The sequence below is a fragment of the Streptomyces sp. B93 genome (assembly GCF_018070565.1).
GTDB lineage: Bacteria > Actinomycetota > Actinomycetes > Streptomycetales > Streptomycetaceae > Streptomyces.
Window position 1 is genome coordinate 64924 of record NZ_JAGPXL010000013.1, and the last position, 17425, is coordinate 82348.

The window sequence follows — 17425 nt, forward strand, 5'->3', positions numbered from 1 at the left end:
CCTCCGTGGGCTACGCCCATGAATACGCGACGGCCATCATGCACCGGGGCCGCATCCCGATGGAGCCGGCCGACTTCGTGCCCGACTGGGCGGACCGGCCGCGCAAGGCGAAGTACTACCCGGGCGCCGAGTCGTTCCCGCTGCCCGACACCCCCTACCCCGCGCACGCCACCGTCGCGGCCGGCTGCCTGCCGGACGGCCCGCCGCCCACGGCACAGCCCTTCACCCTGCCCCTGCTGTCCGGCATGCTCCAGGACTCCTACGGGCTGGTGGGCAGGCGCCTGGGCGTCCAGGCCAACACCGACCTCGCCGCCCTGCCCCACTACACCCAGGCCAACTGGTCCCGGGGCACCGCCTCCGGCGGCGGCCTGTACCCGGTGAGCGTCTACTGGGTCTCGGGCCCGTCCGGGCCGCTCACCCCCGCCGTGCACTACTACTGCCCGCCCCGCCACTGCATGCAGCGGCTGCTGGCGGGCGACGTCAGCGGCGAGGTGCGCGCCGCGCTGGGAGCGTACGGCCCGGCGACCGACCAGTACCTGGTGCTGGGCGTGAAGTACTGGCAGAACGCGTTCAAGTACAACAGCTTCTCGTTCCACGCCGTGAGCATGGACGTCGGAGCGCTGCTGCAGACCTGGCACATCTGGGCGCGCGCCCGCGGGCTGCGCCTGGCGCCCGCCCTGTGGTTCGACGAGGCACGGCTGGCCCGTCTGCTGGGTCTGGACGGGGACGAGGAAGGGCTGTTCGCCGTCGTACCGCTGCTCTGGGACACACAGCGGGCCGCCTCGACCACATCCGCGGCGGAAGGTGCCGCGGTGCGCCGACGGGAGGTGGAGCGGTCGCGGACCGTGCTCGCCTTCGACACCCTGCACCGCATCCACCGCGCGACGGCCGGGCACACGGGCGACCGGCCGGCACCGGGCGCCCTCGGCCCGTGCGCGCCGGCCGCCCGCACCGGGGCCGCCGCGCCGGTCACGCTGCCGCCCGCCGCGTTCCCCGAGGTCGACGTGCGCACCGCCCTGCGCTCGCGCCGCAGCAGCTTCGGCCGCTTCGACGCGACCGTCCCGGTGACCGCGCGGCAACTGGCCGCCACGCTCGCCGCGTGCGCCCGGACCCGGATCGGCAGTGACGCCGAACCCGAGGGCACCCCCGCGCTGGCACGGCTGTACGCCTTCGTCAACCACGTCGAGGGCGTCGAGCCGGGCGCCTACGCCTACGAAGCCGGCACGCACACCCTGCGGCTGGTGACACCGGGCGCGCCGGGCTCGTTCCTCCAGGACAACTACTTCCTGTCCAACTACAACCTCGAACAGAGCGGGGCGGTCATCGTCCCCGCGGTCCGCACGACGGCCGTTCTGGACGCCGTCGGGGACCGGGGCTACCGCCTGGTCAACGCCACGGTCGGCGCGATCGCGCAGACCTTCTACACCGCGGCGGCCGCGCTCGGCCTCGGCGCGGGCGTCGCCCTCGGCTTCGACAACATCTCCTACACCGAGCGGCTCGGTCTGGAGGACACCGGGGAAGCACCCTTGCTGATCATGCTGCTCGGCAACGAGCGGCCGCACCCCGCCGACTTCCACTGCGACCTCGTCTGACCGGGAGCTGCCATGACACCGACAACCAGCTGGCAGCCCGGCCGGCGCTTCCTGCTGCGGGTGGCCGGGCTGCCCGTGGAGAGCGTGCACGGCCTGCGCTGCCCCGACAGCGTCCGCTGGGCCGAGGACGTGCTGGGCGCCGAGGAGCACCTGCGCACCAAGGGCCGGGAACTGAGCGACGTACTCCACGCGCTCGTCCCCGCCGCCGAACGGGCCTTCGACAGCGACGGCGGCGGGGCGCGCCGTGGTCTGCTCGCGCTGCGCCGGGACGTGTTCAACAACCGGCTGCCCCGGCCGGACGCGTCCGCACTCGGCCTGATCGAGGCGCTGGACGCCACCGCGGCCGAGGGGATGCGGCAGTGGCTGGACGGCCGGCGCGCGCTGGAGGAGCTGTACCGGCGGGGGGCCGCGCTGCTGGACGGGGAACTCGCCCGCACGCGCGCCGCGCTGCGTGCGCTGCTGGAGGAGGACCGGCTGCGGGCCGGGCTGCTGCTGGCGTCGCCGACGCTGGAGGCACGCCTGGAGCCGTACGCGCGCCTGGGCCCCGGGACGCGCCCCGACAAGCGGCTGCGGAAGGTGGAGCGTTCGGTGCTGTCGTACCTGTACCGCACGGCCTGCAAGACCAGCCCGTTCAGTACGTTCACCGGCGTCGCGCTGGGCACCTTCGACGAGGGTGACGGCGCCGGGGTGCGCCTGCGCGGGCGGTGGCGGGGCCGGGTACGGCTGAACGTCGTCGTGCTGGCCCGTTTCGCGGAGCAGATCCTCGCCTCCCCGGCGCTGCGCGCCGACCTCCCCGTCCGGCTCGCCCCGGGCTGGGGCGGCGACGACCAGCGCGTGCGGTACGTGCGCCGCTGGGTGACCGCGGGCGACGACGACGCGGCCGTCACCTTCGACGCGGTCAAGGACCGGCTGTTCTTCCTGCGGCGCAGCGGGGCGCTGGACCGGCTCCTGGGGCTGCTGAGCGAACGGGACCTGCGCTACGGCGAACTGGTGGACTGGCTGTGCGCCGAGTACGGCGCGGACGGGGAGGACACCCGGCTCGGTGAGTCGTACGTGTCGGCGCTGGTGCAGCTGGGGATGATCCGCGTGCCGTGCCTGGACACCGACGTGCACGCGGCCGACCCGCTGCGCGGTTTCTGCGACGCCCTGCGGGAGCTGGAGCGGCCGTGGGCGGCCCGCCTCGGCGCGGAACTCGGCGCCGCCGCCTCCCTGATCGACGCCTACCCGGACGCGGCCACCACGGAACGCAGGCACCTGCTGCGCCGGCTGCGGGCCTGCCTGGGGGATGCCCAGCGGCTGCTGGGCGCACCCGAGGTGTCGCTGCCGCAGACCCTGCTCTATGAGGACGCCGACGCCGGCGATGACATCTCCTGCGGGCTGGGCGCCTGGACCGGCGCGGACGGGGGTGCGCTGCGCTCCGTGGAGCGGATCCTCCCGGCGTTCGACCTGACCCTGCCGCAGCGGCTGACGTTCAGGGGTTTCTTCCTCGCCCGCTACGGCAGGGGCGGCCGGTGCGACGACCTGCTCGGCCTCGTCCACGACTTCCACGAGGACTTCTTCGAGCAGTACCTGTCCTTCACCGCCAAGCGTGTCCCCTTCGACGCGGACGGCGAGTACGTGCCGGAGGAGAACTGGCTGGGCCTTGCGGAGATCAGGGCCGTGGACCGGGGCCGGCGGGCGTTCATCGGCCGGATGCGCGCGCTGTGGGCGCGGCACACCGGTGAGGCCGAGGTGGTCCTTGAGGACGCGCACCTGGCCGAGGTGGCGACCGAACTCGACCAGCTGGCGGCCCCGTTCACCCCGCAGAGCCACCACCTGCAACTGGCGGCCGGGGACGGTGAGCCGCTGCTCGTGCTCAACCGCTCCTACGGCGGGCTGTCGTTCCCCTTCAGCCGCTTCACGCACGTGTGGGACGAGGGCCCCGGACCGGGCGTCGCGGACCTGCTGCGCGAGCAGGCCGCGGCTCTGACCCCGCCCGGAGCGGTCCTGGCGGAACTCACCGGCGGCCCGGTGACCAGCAACCTCAACCTCCACGGGCGCCTGACCGACTACCAGATCGTCTGTCCCGGTGAGACCAGCAGTGTTCCCGAGGAGGACCGCATCCACCTGGACGACCTGTACCTGCGGCACGACGAGGCGGAGGACCGCCTGGTGCTGCGCTCCACGCGCCTGGGCCGCGAGGTCATCCCCGTCTACCTGGGCTACCTCGTGCCGCTCGCCCTGCCGGAGACCGCGCGCACGCTGCTGCTGCTGTCGCCGACGTCGATGGCGCCGCTGGACGTGTGGGCCGGGGTCCCGCACGGCCCGGCGCACCAGGGCGTCACCCGCCGCCCGCGGGTGCGGCACGGCAACCTGGTCCTGGCCCGGCGCTCCTGGTCCACGACCGCGGCGTCCCTGCCGGTCCGTCCTGCCGGTGCGCCGCAGGAGGAGGTGTTCCTGGCGTGGCGGCGCTGGCGCCGCGAACACGGCCTGCCCGCCCGGGTCTTCGCCACCGTCTCCCACGGTCCGCGAGGTGGTGTGGGCGCCAAGCCGCAGTACGTCGACTTCGACAGTTTCCTGTCGCTCACCGCTTTCGAGGCGCTGGTGAAGTCGCGGGACGACCGGGTCGAGCTGCGCGAGATGCTGCCCGCGGAGAACGCCCTGCACGTGGTGTCCGGGCGGGGCCGTCATGTCGCCGAACTCGCCGTCGAGACCTTCACCGCCACCCGACGCACCGAGGAGGACACCTCATGTCCGAGCTGACCCGCTCCCCGGGCGCGTGGCAGGCCCTGCACGTCTTCTACGCCGCCAACCCCCAGCCCCTGCTGGTGAAGTGTGTCGGGCCGCTGGTCGCCGACCTCGACGGCGACGGGCTGCTCGCCGGTCACTTCTTCATCAACTACTGGCTGGAGGGCCCGCACGTGCGGCTCCGTCTGAAGCCCGCCACCGAGGAGGCGGCGCCCGAGGTACGCCGCAGGGCGGAGGAGGCCGTGGACGCCTTCCTGCGCGGCCGGCCGGCGCTCTACGAGGTCGACTCCGGTTTCCTCAACGAGTTCTACAACACGCTCTTCCAGATCGAGTTCCCCGAGGGCGACCGCGGCGACTTCATGGCCGAGGACGGCCGGATGCGGCTGCGCCCGAACAACTCCCGCTCCTGGGAACCGTACGAACCCGAGTACGGCAAGTACGGCGGTCCGGCGGGCGTCGCCCTGGCGGAGTGGCACTTCGCGCACTCCAGCGACCTCGTCATCGACGCCCTGGGCACCATGAACCTGCACCTGCGGACCGTGCTGCTGGGGACGTCGGCGCAGCTGATGATGGTCATGGCGAGCTGCTTCCTGACCGACGACGAGGAACTCGCCGGCTACCTCCAGCGGTACTACGAGTTCTGGCACCGCGCCTTCCCCGGCACCGGCTTCATCGGCTCTGCGGAGTACGACCGCCACTACGCCGAGATGGCGCCCCGCCTCGGCCGCCGCTTCGGTGAGATCCGCCGGGCCGTCGCCACCAACCGGCTCGATGCGCTGCCGGCCTTCCTGCGCGGCTGGGCGGCGCACTGCCTGGAGCTGCGCCGCAGGGCCGCCGCCCTGGCCGAGGCGGGCGAACTGGTCTTCCGCTCCTGGGACGGCAGCCGTGACGAGCGGGTCAGCGACCCTGCCCTCGCCCTGCCGCTGCTGCTGTCGCCGTACATGCACATGACCAACAACCGGCTGCATGTGACGATCCGCGACGAGGCCTACCTCTCCCACATCCTCGGGCGGGTCCTGCGCTCCGGCACAGCCGGCGCCACGGAGGCCGCCTCGTGAGCGCGGAGAGGACCGGGATGCCGTTCACCCACCGTCCCCGGCTGCGGCCGGGCATCCTGCTGAGCGCGCCGGTGCTGCGCGGCCCGGCCACCGTGCACCTGATCAGGGACCCCGCGGACGGGTCCGCCTTCGAGGTCGGGCCGAAGGAGTACTTCCTCATCTCCCGGCTGGACGGGGCCAGGAACCTGGAGGAGATCGGCGAGGAGTACGCCCGCGCCTTCGGGCGGCGCCTGGGAGAGGCGAACTGGCGGCAGTTGCTGGGGCTGCTCGGCACCAGGGGGCTGCTGGTCGGCGCGCCGCCGCGCCAGGCGCCGGCCGCGCCGCCCGCGCCGCCGCGGACCGGCAGCCTGTACCGGGGCAGCTGGCGCCTGGTCGCCGACGCCGACGCGCTGACCGCGCGGATGCACCGCGCGCTGCGCCCGCTGCTGCGGCGGCGGGTCGTGCTGCCGCTGCTGGCGGCCTGTCTGGCCATGGAGGCGGTCCTGGCCGCGCAGCTGGGCACGCTGGTGCGGGACACCGGGTGGCTCTTCCACCAGCCGGTCGCGCTGCTGGCCGTGTTCACCCTGCTCTGGCTGAGCACCGGCGGCCACGAACTGGCGCACGGTGTCGCGGCCCGGCACCACGGCGGCACGGTGAGCGAGATCGGCCTGCGCTGGCGGCTGCCCGCGGCGATCATGTACTGCCGGGTCGACGACTACCGCTTCCTCGGCAGCCGCCTGCACCAGCTGGCGGTCGGCGCGGCCGGCGCCTTCGCCAACCTGCTGTTCCTGCTGCCCTTCGCCCTCTGGTGGGCGGCGCTGGAGACGGGCGATCCCACCCGCCGGGTGCTGTCGGGGCTGCTGCTGCTGGGCAGCGTCCAGGCACTGGTCAACCTGCTGCCGCTGCCCCCGCTGGACGGGTACACCATGCTCTCCCACGTGCTGGGCGTGTCCCACTACGCCCCGGAGAGCGGGCGCTACCTGCGGCTGCGGCTGCGTGACGGGCGGGCCGCGGCCGGCTACCCGCGCCGGGCCCGGGTCCTGTACACGGCCTACGGGATCGGCTCGTCCGTTCTGGTCCTGCTGATCGCGGCCGCGGCGGTCACGGCCGCGCTTGTCCTGCTCACCCCCTGACGGGCCTGTTTGTTTCGAGGAGTCGTTGCATGACGGAGACGGAAACCGTGCCGGCGGACCCCGGCGACCGGGCGGGGGACGCCGCCATCCACGTCAAGGGGGTGAGCAAGCGCTACGGGAGCCGCCAGGCGCTGGACGGCGTGTCGCTGCGCGTCGCCCGGGGCGAGTTCTTCGGCCTGCTCGGACCCAACGGCGCGGGCAAGACCACCCTGGTGGAGATCATGGAAGGCCTGCGCCGGGCCGACTCGGGCACCGTCGGCGTACTGGGCGCCTCCCCCTGGCCGCGCGATGCCGCGCTGCTGCCCCGGCTCGGTGTCCAGACCCAGTCCTCGGCGTTCTTCGTGCGCCTGACGGCACAGGAGCACCTGGCCACCGTCGCCGCCCTCTACGGCGCGGGCCGCGCGGCGGTGGAGCGGACGCTTCAGGCCGTGGCCCTGACCCAGCAGCGCGACACGCGCGTGGAGGACCTCTCCGGAGGGCAGCGCCAGCGGCTGGCCATCGCCTCCGCCCTGGTCCACGACCCCGAGCTGATCTTCCTGGACGAGCCCACCGCCGCACTCGACCCGCAGGCCCGCCGCGACCTGTGGAACGTCCTGCGCGCGCTGAAGGAGGCGGGCCGCACCATCGTGTACACCACGCACCACCTGGACGAGGCGGAAGCCCTCTGCGACCGGGTGGCGATCCTGGTGGACGGCCGCGTCGCCGCGCTGGACTCCCCCCGGGGGCTGGTCGGCGCCGCGGGCGCGGCGACCTCGGTGCTGCTGCCGCCGGACCGGATGACCGTGGCGCAGGCGCAGGAGGTCGAGGGCGTGGACCGCGCCGTGCTGAGCGGCGGCAGCCTCGTCCTGGAGACGCGGGTGTCGGGGAAGGTGATGTCGGCGCTCGACGCGCTCGGCGGGCTGGACGGCGTGCAGACCCGCACGGCCACCCTTGAGGACGTCTACCTCAAGCTCACCTCCCCCGCCGCGGACGGCGCCCGGCACACCCCGCAGACCCCGCAGACCCCGGACAGGGAGCACCAGACATGAGCGCATACGGGGCACTGACGGCGGCCGGCTACCGCTCCCAGGTCCGCGACGCCTCCGCCCTCTTCTTCACCTTCGCCTTCCCGCTGGTCTTCCTGGTGGTCTTCGGGCTGATCTTCAGCGGTCAGGAGGTCGAGGAGACCGGCCGGCCCTACATCTCCTACATCGCGCCCGGCGTGCTGTCGTGGGGCGTGGGCAACGCGGCGGTGTTCGGGATCGCGTTCACGCTGATGCAGTGGCGCCGCGACGACCTGCTGCGCCTGATCCGCATGACGCCGACGAGTCTGCCGACGGTGCTCGCCTCCCGCTACGTGCTGGCGCTCGCCATCGGCGCCGCCCAGGCCGTGGTGTTCGTCGCGGTGGCGCTGCTGCCGCTGTTCGGGCTGGAACTGGGCCCCCGCTGGCCGCTGGCGCTGCCCGTGCTGCTGTTCGGCATCACGGCGTTCCTCTCGCTCGGGGTCATCATCGGCTCGTACGCCGACACGCCCGAGGCGGTCGCCGCCATCGCGAACTTCCTGATGGTGCCGATGGCGTTCCTGTCCGGCTCGTTCCTGCCACTGGACATGATGCCGTCCTGGCTGCAGACGCTGTCGCGGGTGCTGCCGCTGCGCTACTTCAACGACGCCGTCTCCGCGTCCCTGACCGGCAGCGGCGGCCTCGGTGAGGTGGCCGCCGGATGCGGCGCCCTCGCCGCCTTCACCGTCGTCTTCGCGGCCGTGGGCCTGAAGACCTTCCGCTGGAGCAACCGGCCATGACGACCACCCTGGCACATCAGGGCGTGCCCCTTCAGGAAGCCGGGCGGCGGCTGCGGGCGGCGCTGGCCGAGCGGTGCGCCCCCGGCCCGGGCCCCGAGGTGGTGCTCCTGGGATCGCGGGACGTGCGCGAGGACCCGCAGGCCCCGGTGCGGCCCGCCGCGCTGGTGCACCTGACCTCCCGCGAGGTGCTGGTGGGGCCGTGGGGCGGCGACGCGGACGCCGCGGCGTGCGGGACCTGCCTGGCCATGCGCTGGCAGCGGCTGCGCTCCCGTACCGAGCGGGACGCCCTGGAGACGGGCACGCCGTGGAGCCTCGCCCCGCACTGGCCGCGGCACCCGGCGTTCGTCGCGGACGCGGTGCACGCCCTGTACGAGGCAGTCACCGGCTCCCCGGCACCGGTGCCGCCCGGACCGACGCCCGCTGACCGGGCGCTGCCGCAGGTGTCCCGCCTGGACGTGGCGACCCTGACCGTGCGCACGTTCCCGCTGTACGCCGACCCGCTGTGCCCGCACTGCGGGCCCGGCGGCACGGACAGCCCCCAGCAGGCCGAACTCGCCCTGCACAGCAGGCCGAAACCGGCCGGGGACGGCTACCGGCTGCGGCCGGCGTCCTCCTACCCGCTGGCACCGGCGGCCCTGGCGAACCCGGTCACCGGCCTGCTCGGCGCCGGGACCTGGCTCAACGTCACCTCGCCGACCACCGCGCCGGTCGCCGGCAGCGTGTTCATGCGCGGCTACGCGGGCCTGACCGACGTGACCTGGAGCGGCCAGGCCAACGCCTTCGCCGCCAGCCGCGACCTGGCGTTCCTGGAAGGCCTGGAGCGGTACGCCGGCACCCACCGGCGGCGCGGGCCGAAGCTGCTCCACGCCTCGTACAACAGCCTGGGCGAGACCGCGCTCAACCCCGCCGACTGCGGCTTCTACACGGCGCGGACCTACCGCGACGACCCGCTCGTCGACCCCTTCGACCCCGACCGGCCGATCCCGTGGGTGTGGGGCTACTCCCTGCGCGACGAGCGTGCCCTGCTGGTCCCCGCCCGCCTGGTGCACTACAGCGCCGGGGTGGCCGCGGACAACTTCGTCTTCGAGTGCTCCAACGGCTGCGCGATCGGCGGCTGCCTGGAGGAGGCGGTGCTGGGCGCGCTGCTCGAACTGATCGAACGGGACGCCTTCCTGCTCGCCTGGTACGGCGGCACCCGGCTGACGGAGATCGACCTGGCCACGGCCGGCGACCGCACCGTCCGAGCCATGATCGACCGGGCCGCGCTCCAGGGGTACGACGTGCACGCCTTCGACAACCGGATCGACCTGGCCGTGCCGGTGGTGACCGGGCTGGCGGTACGCCGCGACGGCGGGCCGGGCCGGTACTCCTTCGGCGCCGGCGCCTCGCTGGATCCCGCCTCCGCGCTGGAGGGGGCCCTGTCGGAGGTGCTGACGTACATACCGCACCTGCCGGGCCAGGTGCGCGAGCGGCAGGGCGAACTGGAGGCGATGGCCGCCGACTTCAGCAGGGTGCTGCACCTGAAGGACCACGCCCAGCTGTACGGCCTGCCCGCCATGGCGGTGCACGTGGCGCCGTACCACGAGCCCCGGGCGGTGCGGCCGATGGCGCAGGTGTACGCGTCGTGGGAGGGCTCCGGCCGGCCGCGCACCGGCGACCTGGCCGACGATGTGGCCTTGTGCCGCGACGAGTTGGTCCGGGCCGGGCTCGATGTGATCGTCGTGGACCAGACCACGCCGGAGCAGCGGCGCATGGGGCTGCGCACGGTGTGCGCGCTGGCTCCCGGGCTGCTGCCCATCGACTTCGGCTGGTCGCGGCAGCGCGCGCTGGACATGCCCCGGCTGCGCACGGCGGCCCGTCGCGGCGGGCTGCGCGACACGGACCTGGAGGAGGGGGAGATCCGCCGGGTGCCGCATCCGTTCCCCTGACCCGTCGCACGGTGACGGCCGGGCGCGCTCCCGGGGGACGGAGCGACGCCCGGCGCGCCGGGGCCCGGCGGTCAGGCGCTGCAGGAGGTGGTGCTGGTGGTGGAGGAGCAGGTCGAGGTGGAGGAGCAGCTCGTGGAACCGGCGAGGACGACCTCGCTGGCGTCCGAGTAGTCCGAGATCTCGAAGGTCTCCGACTCCAGTTCCAGGATCTCGTCGGCGAGGGCGGCGAGAGTCGACTTGTCGGCCATGGTCACTCCTGAGGTGAGGTCACCCCCGGGCGGGTCCCGGGGTGTTCGGCCCCTTCATTGCAGCGGTCGCCGCTGACGCATCCGGGTGCCGTCCGCTGTCAGGGCGCTGTCGTGCGGTGACAGCGCCCTGACAGCGGACGGTCACCGGGACGCCGGAGCATGTCCGGGTGAACACAGCGGCGGCCCTTCCCCCGGACACGTACGGCCTGGTCCTGCGGCAGTTGGACGCCGCGGTACTGCGCCCGCTCACCGTCTTCGCGATGGACCTCCACCAACATCCGGAGCCCTCCGGTGAGGAGGTGCGTACCGCGGCCCGCCTCGCCGACGCGCTGGCGGCGCAGGGGTACGCGGTGACGCGGGGTGTCGGCGGTCACGGTGTGGTCGGCGTCCTCACCAACGGCGAGGGTCCGCGTGTCTACCTGCGGGCCGAACTGGACGCCTTGCCGGTCCGGGAACGGACCGGCCTGCCCTACGCCGCCCAGGGCCCCTGCATGCACGCCTGCGGGCATGACCTGCATACGGCCGCGCTGCTCGGCGCCGCGACGCTGCTGGCCCGGGCGCGGGCGCACTGGCAGGGCACGGTGGTGGCCGTCGGCCAGCCCGCCGAGGAGACGCTGACCGGCGCGCGGGCCATGCTGGAGGACGGTCTCTACGCCCGCTTCGGCCGCCCCGACGCGGTGCTCGCCCAGCACAGCGCCCCGCTCCTGGGCGGCATGGTGGCCCACGGGTACGGGCAGCCCCTGCTGGCCGGCAGCGCCGAACTGGACGTCACCCTGCACGGCCGGGGCGGGCACGCCGGGGCGCCGCACCTGACCGTGGACCCGGTACTCGCCGCGGCGGCGGTGGTCCTGCGGCTCCAGGGCATCGTGTCCCGCGAGAGCGCACCCGCGGAGCAGACGACCGTCACCGTCGGCCGGCTCCAGGCCGGCGCGCACAGCGGCGTCGTACCGGACAGCGCCTCGCTCGGCATCACCGTCCGCGCGCTGCACCCGGCCTCGGTGGAGCGTCTGGTGGCCGCCGTCGAGCGTGTCGTACGGGCCGAGTCGGCGGCGTCGGGCTGCCCGCGGGACGCCGGGATCACGGTGGTCTCACGCTCCCCCGCCCTGCTCCCGGACCCGGAGGTGACCGCGCTGGCGCGCGAGGCCCACCGGCAGGTGCTGGGCGCCGAGCGGGTCGTGCCGTGGGCGCCGTCGATGGCGACGGAGGACTTCGGCCTCTACGGCGACGCCGGCCGGGAGATCCACGGCTGCGCCGGGGTCCGTCTGGGCTACTGGATGGTCGGCACGGTGGGGCCCCGCCAGTGGGCCGCCACCAGCGGCACGAGCACCGCCGAACGGCTCGCGTCCCTGCCCCCGAACCACTCCCCCGCCTTCGCCCCGCACCTGCCGCTCGCCCTGCCCTCGGCGACCAGGGCCCTGACCACGGCGGCGCTCGCCGTGCTTCACTCCGACACATGGTCCATGGTTTCCTGAATTCAGGATCTCGTGTACTTTCGGGGGATGCTGACCGCTGCCTCCGACATCGAGGTGCTGGCCCGGTTCGGGCGCGCTCTCGCCGACCCGATCCGCTGCCGCATCCTGCTCGCCCTGTGCGAGAACCCCGCCTACCCCGCCGGCCTCGCCGACGCCATCGGCATCTCCCGCACCCGGCTGTCGAACCACCTGGCATGCCTGCGCGACTGTGGCCTGGTCGTCACCGTCCCCGACGGCCGCCGCATCCGCTACGAACTCGCCGACGCACGCCTCGGCCGCGCCCTCGGCCACCTGCGCACCGCCGTGGTCGCCGTCGAGACCGACCGCGCCTGCCCGGACGCCGGCGAGAAGGGCTGCTGCTGACCATGACCGCCGAGACAACGGTGTTCCCCGGCCCCGCCCCGGCCCGCCGTGAAGCGCTCACCCGCCGCATACGCCTGCTCGTCGCGGCCACCCTCACCTACAACATCGTCGAGGCGGCCGTCGCCCTCACCGCCGGCACCCTCGCCTCTTCCACCGCACTGATCGGCTTCGGCCTCGACTCCGTCATCGAGGTCTCCTCCGCCGCCGCGGTCGCCTGGCAGTTCTCCGCCTCCGACCCCGCCCTGCGCGAGGCACGCGAACAGGCCGTCCTGCGGATCATCGCCACCTCCTTCTTCGCGCTCGCCGTGTACGTCACCGTCGGCGCGGTCCGCGCGCTGGCCGGGAGTGGCGAAGCAGAACGCTCCCTTCCCGGCATCGTCATGGCCGCCCTGTCCCTGGCCGTCATGCCGTTCCTGTCCGCGGCCCAGCGCCGCGCCGGGCGCGAACTGGGTTCCGCCAGCGCGGTCGCCGACTCCAAACAGACGCTGCTGTGCACGTACCTGTCCGCCGCGCTCCTGGCCGGTCTGGTTCTCAACGCCGCCCTCGGCTGGTCCTGGGCCGACCCCGCCGCCGCCCTCGTCATCGCCGCCGTCGCCGCCAAGGAGGGCCGCGACGCCTGGCGGGGCAAGGGATGCTGTACGCCGTTGACAGCCGCCTCCCCCCACCGGCGGCGCGGGACGGACACCGGCTGCCGCCAGAGCCGCGCCTGCTGACTTCACTCAAGAGCTTGGTGGGAGACAGGAGCAGGTTCACTGCCGTACAACGGGCCGCCGGGCCGCTCAGCAACGCCAGCAGCCAGGCGGCACGCTCACCGCAGGACGTCTCCGGCCGCCAGGAACGTCTCCAGTTCGCCGCGCGTCGGCAGCAGTTCGCAGTCGCCCGGCACAGACACCGCGTAGGCGCCCATCGCGCAGGCCGTCCGCAGGCGCTGGACCCCATCGGCGCCTCTCAGGCGTTCGGCGAGGTATCCGGCCACGAAAGCGTCACCAGCTCCGACGGTGTCGACGACGGCGGAAACAGGCAGTGCCGGCTCGGCGTACATCGCGTCTTCGATGCGGGCGGTGCATCCTCGGGAGCCGGTCTTGACGACAGCCTCCCCCGGCCCCATCGCCGCGAGGCCCAGAGCCAGGTCCTCGGGGGTTTCGGCGGGTGAACCGAGGACGAGTTGGGCCTCCTCGACGCCGGCGAAGACGATGTCCGCCTCCGCGACGAGCCGTTGCAGCTCACGCCGGGCGGTGTCACGGTCCCAGAGCTTGCTGCGGTAGTTCACATCGACGCTGACCGGGACGTTGTGCGCCTTCGCCGTGGTGACGGCGTGCCAGGTGGCCTGGCGGGCGGAGGCGCTGAGGGCCGGCGTGATGCCGCTCAGGTGCAGGATCGCGGCTCGCTGGACAGCCTCGGCGGGAATGTCACGGGGGGTGAGACGGGAACCTGCCGATCCGGTGCGGTGGTAGTCGACGTGGACCACGCCCGCGGCCCGGTGGTGACGGATCATAAGGCCGGTGAAGGAGGTGTCGCGGACCGCGAAGGTCCGGACACCCTCAGCACGCAGACGGCGTCCGACGAGGTCTCCGGCCGCGTCGCTTCCCACGCGGCCGATCCAGGTGACCGGGGCTCCCAGGCGCGCGGCGCCGACGGCCGTGTTGCTCTCGGCACCGCCGATGCCGAAGGTGAGATCGCGCGTGTGCTCCAGGGTGCCGATCGTGTTGGCGGTGATCAGCCCCATCGTCTCTCCGAACGTGAGCAGGCCACCCGGGGTCTGCGGGGTGTGCGCGGTGCGGTGCTGGGTCACCGCACTGTCCTGGCTTCGCAGACACCCGCGAGAGCACGGCGGCCACGGTCCGCGAGGCCGCCGTCGACGCCCTCTGCCGCTGCCGCGCCGATGAGTGGTGTGCCAAGGCCCACGGCGGACGCTCCGGCCGTGATCCACTCCGGGATGTCGGTCAGCGAGATCCCTCCGGTGGGGATGAGGGGTATGCCGGGGAGCGGGCCGTTCAGGTCCGAGAGGTACCGGGGCGAGACGGCCGAGGCGGGGAAGAGCTTCACGGCGGGCGCTCCGGTGCGGTAGGCGGCGTGGATCTCGGTGGGGGTGAGCGCGCCAGGGTAGGCGGCCATGCCCGCGGCGCGGGCGGTCCGCACGACGTCGGGTGCCGCGACGGGTGAGACGACGAAAGCGGCGCCGGCGTCAGCGCACTCCTGCGCCTGGCTGCCGGTCAGGACCGTTCCCGCACCGATGAGGGCGTCCGGGCCGTAGGCGGCCGTGAGGTCCCGTATGCAGCGCAGAGCGCCGCGTGTGGTGAGGGTTATCTCAAGGGCGTGGATGCCGGCGTTGAGCAGTGTCTCGGCGATCGCCGGGAAGTGCGCGGCGGTGGGGGCCCGCAGGATCGCGATCACTCCGCGGGTGACTATCTTCTCGGTGATCGGGCAGTGCGGCTGCGCGGGCGTGGGAGTGGGAGCACCGGTCACTTGGGGTTCGTGTCCTGTCTGTGGTGAGGGGCGGGGTGCCGTCCCCCTGCGGGAGGGCGCAGGGGGACGGCACCGGCCAGCGGGCCCGTGGCCCGGGGCGGGGCCGTGGCGGCGGCTGCCGGTGGTGGCTGTAGCGTGCTGTGAGGTGCCGGGCCCCCTACTCCGGGGCCCGGCACCGTCCTGGGTCAGGAGTGGCTGACCTGGAGCTTGTAGACGCTCACCTGTCCGTAGTTGGTGCTGCTGCACGGGGAGGAGTTGCCGCAGTTGGCCTGGGTGTAGCCGCCGGCCTTGAAGTAGTTCCCGGACGCGGTGTGCGGGATCGTGGTCTGCAGCACGCCGTTGTAGTAGACCTTGATCTGGCCTCCGCTGACCACGAACTTGCCCTCGAAGACCGTGTTCAGCTGGTAGTTGCTGGTCACCAGCTTGTGGTGGGTGTCGTCGCCCTTGGTGATGTAGAGGCTGGTGCCCTCCAGGCGGAAGACGGTGACGTCGTCGTCGCCGTCGTGGATCTGCGCGCCGACGACGTGCGGCTTGTCGTTGGGGAGCTTGTTGAACGCCTCCCGGAAGGTGAGGGTGTGGGTTCCGGAGGTGGCCGACCAGGAGGCGTTCTTGGTGCCGTTGTCGGTCATCTCCCGCAGTTCCGAGCGTCCGTAGCTGGAGTTGGGCGTCGTGACCGCGTTGACAGCCGACCGGAACTGGACGCCGGTGCACCTGGAGTTCACGGTGAACCAAGGGCTGGACGAGAAGGTCGCCAGCGCGGGCTGCTTGACCTCGGTGGGCGAGCCGCTCGATCCGGTCGGCAGCGTGACCTTCCAGTTGGTCAGGTCGAGCTGCTGGGCGGGATAGTCGCAGGGGGCTGCGGCGGTGGCGGTGCCCGCGGTGGCGAGCGGGACGGTCAGGGCGGCCAGGGCGGAGAGCGCGGCCACGCCTGCCGTGGCGAGGGTACGCTTTCGGGTGCGGCTCATGTCTGCTGCTTCCTTACGTCGGTTGTGTCGGGTTTCTTCTTCTGCGGTCAGCAGGGGCGCGACGGCTCGTACTCGTCCCCGAAGGTTCCTGTCGCGTCGCCGCCGGTGTTGCCGGCCAGGGTGTTGCCACACACCCGGCCCTGCGGGGTGGCTTCGAACTTGACGCCCCCCGCAGCGTTGGAGAGGAGGACATTGCCCACGATGTTGTTGCGCGTGCCGTCCGTGGGGGTGTCACCACCGACCCGGATTCCGGCTCCGGCGTTGTCGTAGGAGCGGTTGGCCCGGAAGGTGTTGCCGCTGCCGCGCGCGTCCAGTCCCGCGGAGTTGGGGTCGCGCTGCCCTGTGCAGTCGTTGTGCTCGACCAGGTTGGCGGTGGAGTTCTCCTTGATGTCCACGCACTCGTTGCCCTGGGTGTCGATCCGGTTGTGGTGGATCCAGTTGTCGCGGCTGATGTCCGGCCGGTCGTCAGGGGCACCGTTCAGGCCCTGCTGTTCGGGAGCCGTGCCGAGGTAGACGCCCTCGCCCACCTTGCCGCCGTCGGCGAAGCGGAAGTCCCACACCCCGCATCCGGTGATCCGGTTGTGGGCGACTTCGGCGCGGGTGACCAGGTAGCGCAGTCGTACGCACTCCTCGCCGGCATTGCGGAACGTCATGCGGGTGACGCGCAGACCGTCCACACCGTCTCCTGGTGTCAGGCTCATGACATACAGCAGTTTCTTGCGGTATCCGGACATCTCGGCAGCGTCACCCACCAGTCCGTCGAGGGTGAACCCCGTCAGCCGGACGCCGTCGTGCCGGATCTCCCCGATCGCGCGGCCCGCGCCCGTTCCCTGGACCACGGCGGACCGGGGCCCGCTGAGGGTCACGCCGGGCGCCCGGCTGACAAAGTCCTGGAGGTACCGTCCCGGCGCCAGGCGCACGGTCGTTCCGGGGCCCGCCACGTCCAGGGCCCGCTGGATGGTGGCGAAGGGCGCCTTGCGGGTGCCGGCGCTGGTGTCGCTGCCGCGCGGTGAGACGTAGACGTCGTGGCCGCCCCGGGGCACGGCGGCAAACGCGGCGGGCACGGACGCTCCCGTCACCGCGAGCAGCGCAGCCGCCAAGACGATGTACCGGGTGATTCTCATGCTGGTGTCCTCGTGGTCGTGGGTGCGTGCAGGGAGAGGGCCAGGAGCAGGGGGAGGGTGGGCCCGAGCAGCAGGGGGCCGAAGGGAACTGGCAGTACCGCCGGCGGCACGAGCACCACGGCGAGCAGGAGGGCCAGGCCACGCCGGGGTGAACCGAAGGCGAGGACGGCCGCACGGCGGCGGAGGCCGCCGTCGGGGTCGACCGCGGTCCCGGCGGCGAGCGACAGGGCGTACACCGCCACCGCCGCCAGCAGCACGAGCTGGACCGGGAGCAGGACGAACGCGGCCGGACCTCCCCGGCCGGCGAGGAAGAGGCAGTTCGTCACGAGGACGGCGGTCAGGGCGCTGGCGACGAGCCCGTCTCGCCACAGAGCGCGCCAGCAGCGCGGGAAGGCGCGCAGCGTCCCGGTGAACGGGCGGCCGCCACCGTCACGCCGCCAGTCCTGCAGTGCGACCGCCGCCGCGGCCAGCGCCGGGAGCCAGGTGACGACGCCGAGTGCCAGCAGGCAGAACGCCGCGCCCGCCAGCGCCGGCTGTGCGACGAACTCCATGGCGCGCAGCGCACCTCGCTCCCAGCCCTTCACGATCCG

General features: G+C 73.4%; 16 protein-coding genes. 10 read left to right on the forward strand and 6 right to left on the reverse strand.

The window, feature by feature from the left end; all coding sequences use genetic code 11:
* Positions 1–5 precede the first annotated feature (5 nt).
* Genes KBY47_RS15290 through KBY47_RS15320 form a run of 7 tightly spaced genes read left to right on the forward strand, consistent with a single transcriptional unit; the run spans position 6 to position 10197 of the window.
* Positions 6–1592, forward strand: a complete 1587-nt coding sequence (locus KBY47_RS15290) for a nitroreductase family protein (RefSeq protein ID WP_210921760.1) — start codon at positions 6–8, stop codon at positions 1590–1592.
* A 12-nt stretch (positions 1593–1604) separates the two neighbouring features.
* Positions 1605–4334 (forward strand): lantibiotic dehydratase, encoded by a 2730-nt coding sequence (locus KBY47_RS15295; protein ID WP_210921648.1) that lies wholly within the window; start codon positions 1605–1607, stop codon positions 4332–4334.
* Positions 4322–5377 (forward strand): lantibiotic dehydratase C-terminal domain-containing protein, encoded by a 1056-nt coding sequence (locus tag KBY47_RS15300; RefSeq protein WP_210921649.1) that lies wholly within the window; start codon positions 4322–4324, stop codon positions 5375–5377. Before KBY47_RS15295 ends, KBY47_RS15300 begins: the two co-directional genes overlap by 13 nt.
* Positions 5378–5394: 17 nt before the next feature.
* Positions 5395–6489, forward strand: a complete 1095-nt coding sequence (locus tag KBY47_RS15305; protein ID WP_210921761.1) for a site-2 protease family protein — start codon at positions 5395–5397, stop codon at positions 6487–6489.
* Between the two features lie 29 nt (positions 6490–6518).
* Positions 6519–7517: an ABC transporter ATP-binding protein gene (locus tag KBY47_RS15310; RefSeq protein ID WP_210921650.1), complete on the forward strand. Its 999-nt coding sequence runs from the start codon at positions 6519–6521 to the stop codon at positions 7515–7517.
* On the forward strand, positions 7514–8269 hold the full coding sequence (locus KBY47_RS15315; protein ID WP_210921651.1) for an ABC transporter permease: 756 nt from the start codon (positions 7514–7516) through the stop codon (positions 8267–8269). Before KBY47_RS15310 ends, KBY47_RS15315 begins: the two co-directional genes overlap by 4 nt.
* A complete protein-coding gene (locus KBY47_RS15320) occupies positions 8266–10197 on the forward strand; it encodes a TOMM precursor leader peptide-binding protein (RefSeq protein WP_210921652.1) in 1932 nt (643 codons plus the stop codon). The genes KBY47_RS15315 and KBY47_RS15320 overlap by 4 nt, the downstream gene beginning before the upstream one ends.
* 71 nt (positions 10198–10268) lie before the next feature.
* Here KBY47_RS15320 and KBY47_RS15325 read toward each other — a convergent pair whose 3' ends face one another.
* Positions 10269–10445 (reverse strand): thiazolylpeptide-type bacteriocin, encoded by a 177-nt coding sequence (locus KBY47_RS15325; protein ID WP_053760578.1) that lies wholly within the window; start codon positions 10443–10445, stop codon positions 10269–10271.
* Positions 10446–10612: 167 nt separating this feature from the next.
* Between KBY47_RS15325 and KBY47_RS15330 the strand changes: the two genes are divergently transcribed.
* The 3 genes from KBY47_RS15330 to KBY47_RS15340 are packed head-to-tail and all read left to right on the forward strand — an operon-like array spanning position 10613 to position 12993.
* Positions 10613–11917 (forward strand): amidohydrolase, encoded by a 1305-nt coding sequence (locus KBY47_RS15330; RefSeq protein ID WP_374103082.1) that lies wholly within the window; start codon positions 10613–10615, stop codon positions 11915–11917.
* A gap of 27 nt (positions 11918–11944) precedes the next feature.
* The gene (locus KBY47_RS15335; RefSeq protein ID WP_210921653.1) at positions 11945–12280 is read left to right on the forward strand and encodes a helix-turn-helix transcriptional regulator; all 336 of its coding nucleotides are present in this window, start codon (positions 11945–11947) and stop codon (positions 12278–12280) included.
* Between the two features lie 2 nt (positions 12281–12282).
* A complete protein-coding gene (locus KBY47_RS15340) occupies positions 12283–12993 on the forward strand; it encodes a cation transporter (protein ID WP_210921654.1) in 711 nt (236 codons plus the stop codon).
* Between the two features lie 95 nt (positions 12994–13088).
* Here KBY47_RS15340 and KBY47_RS15345 read toward each other — a convergent pair whose 3' ends face one another.
* The 5 genes from KBY47_RS15345 to KBY47_RS15365 form a co-directional block, all read right to left on the reverse strand.
* The gene (locus KBY47_RS15345; RefSeq protein ID WP_308405165.1) at positions 13089–14072 is read right to left on the reverse strand and encodes a sugar kinase; all 984 of its coding nucleotides are present in this window, start codon (positions 14070–14072) and stop codon (positions 13089–13091) included.
* Positions 14069–14746: a bifunctional 4-hydroxy-2-oxoglutarate aldolase/2-dehydro-3-deoxy-phosphogluconate aldolase gene (locus KBY47_RS15350; RefSeq protein ID WP_210921655.1), complete on the reverse strand. Its 678-nt coding sequence runs from the start codon at positions 14744–14746 to the stop codon at positions 14069–14071. The genes KBY47_RS15345 and KBY47_RS15350 overlap by 4 nt, the downstream gene beginning before the upstream one ends.
* A 185-nt stretch (positions 14747–14931) precedes the next feature.
* Entirely contained in the window at positions 14932–15711 is a 780-nt protein-coding gene (locus KBY47_RS15355) for a polysaccharide lyase family 7 protein (protein ID WP_210921656.1), read from the reverse strand.
* Positions 15712–15758: 47 nt separating this feature from the next.
* Positions 15759–16835, reverse strand: a complete 1077-nt coding sequence (locus KBY47_RS15360; protein ID WP_210921657.1) for a nitrous oxide reductase family maturation protein NosD — start codon at positions 16833–16835, stop codon at positions 15759–15761.
* The gene (locus tag KBY47_RS15365) at positions 16832–17419 is read right to left on the reverse strand and encodes a hypothetical protein (RefSeq protein WP_210921658.1); all 588 of its coding nucleotides are present in this window, start codon (positions 17417–17419) and stop codon (positions 16832–16834) included. The genes KBY47_RS15360 and KBY47_RS15365 overlap by 4 nt, the downstream gene beginning before the upstream one ends.
* Between the last annotated feature and the right edge of the window lie 6 nt (positions 17420–17425).

Bases quoted from the DNA above. Each gene is read 5' to 3' on its own strand.
- KBY47_RS15315 (WP_210921651.1), top strand. From the start codon at position 7,514: ATGAGCGCATACGGGGCACTGACGGCGGCCGGCTACCGCTCCCAGGTC.
- KBY47_RS15325 (WP_053760578.1), bottom strand. From the start codon at position 10,445: ATGGCCGACAAGTCGACTCTCGCCGCCCTCGCCGACGAGATCCTGGAA.
- KBY47_RS15360 (WP_210921657.1), bottom strand. From the start codon at position 16,835: ATGAGAATCACCCGGTACATCGTCTTGGCGGCTGCGCTGCTCGCGGTG.
- KBY47_RS15295 (WP_210921648.1), top strand. From the start codon at position 1,605: ATGACACCGACAACCAGCTGGCAGCCCGGCCGGCGCTTCCTGCTGCGG.
- KBY47_RS15335 (WP_210921653.1), top strand. From the start codon at position 11,945: ATGCTGACCGCTGCCTCCGACATCGAGGTGCTGGCCCGGTTCGGGCGC.
- KBY47_RS15305 (WP_210921761.1), top strand. From the start codon at position 5,395: ATGCCGTTCACCCACCGTCCCCGGCTGCGGCCGGGCATCCTGCTGAGC.
- KBY47_RS15355 (WP_210921656.1), bottom strand. From the start codon at position 15,711: ATGAGCCGCACCCGAAAGCGTACCCTCGCCACGGCAGGCGTGGCCGCG.
- KBY47_RS15300 (WP_210921649.1), top strand. From the start codon at position 4,322: ATGTCCGAGCTGACCCGCTCCCCGGGCGCGTGGCAGGCCCTGCACGTC.
- KBY47_RS15340 (WP_210921654.1), top strand. From the start codon at position 12,283: ATGACCGCCGAGACAACGGTGTTCCCCGGCCCCGCCCCGGCCCGCCGT.
- KBY47_RS15320 (WP_210921652.1), top strand. From the start codon at position 8,266: ATGACGACCACCCTGGCACATCAGGGCGTGCCCCTTCAGGAAGCCGGG.
- KBY47_RS15310 (WP_210921650.1), top strand. From the start codon at position 6,519: ATGACGGAGACGGAAACCGTGCCGGCGGACCCCGGCGACCGGGCGGGG.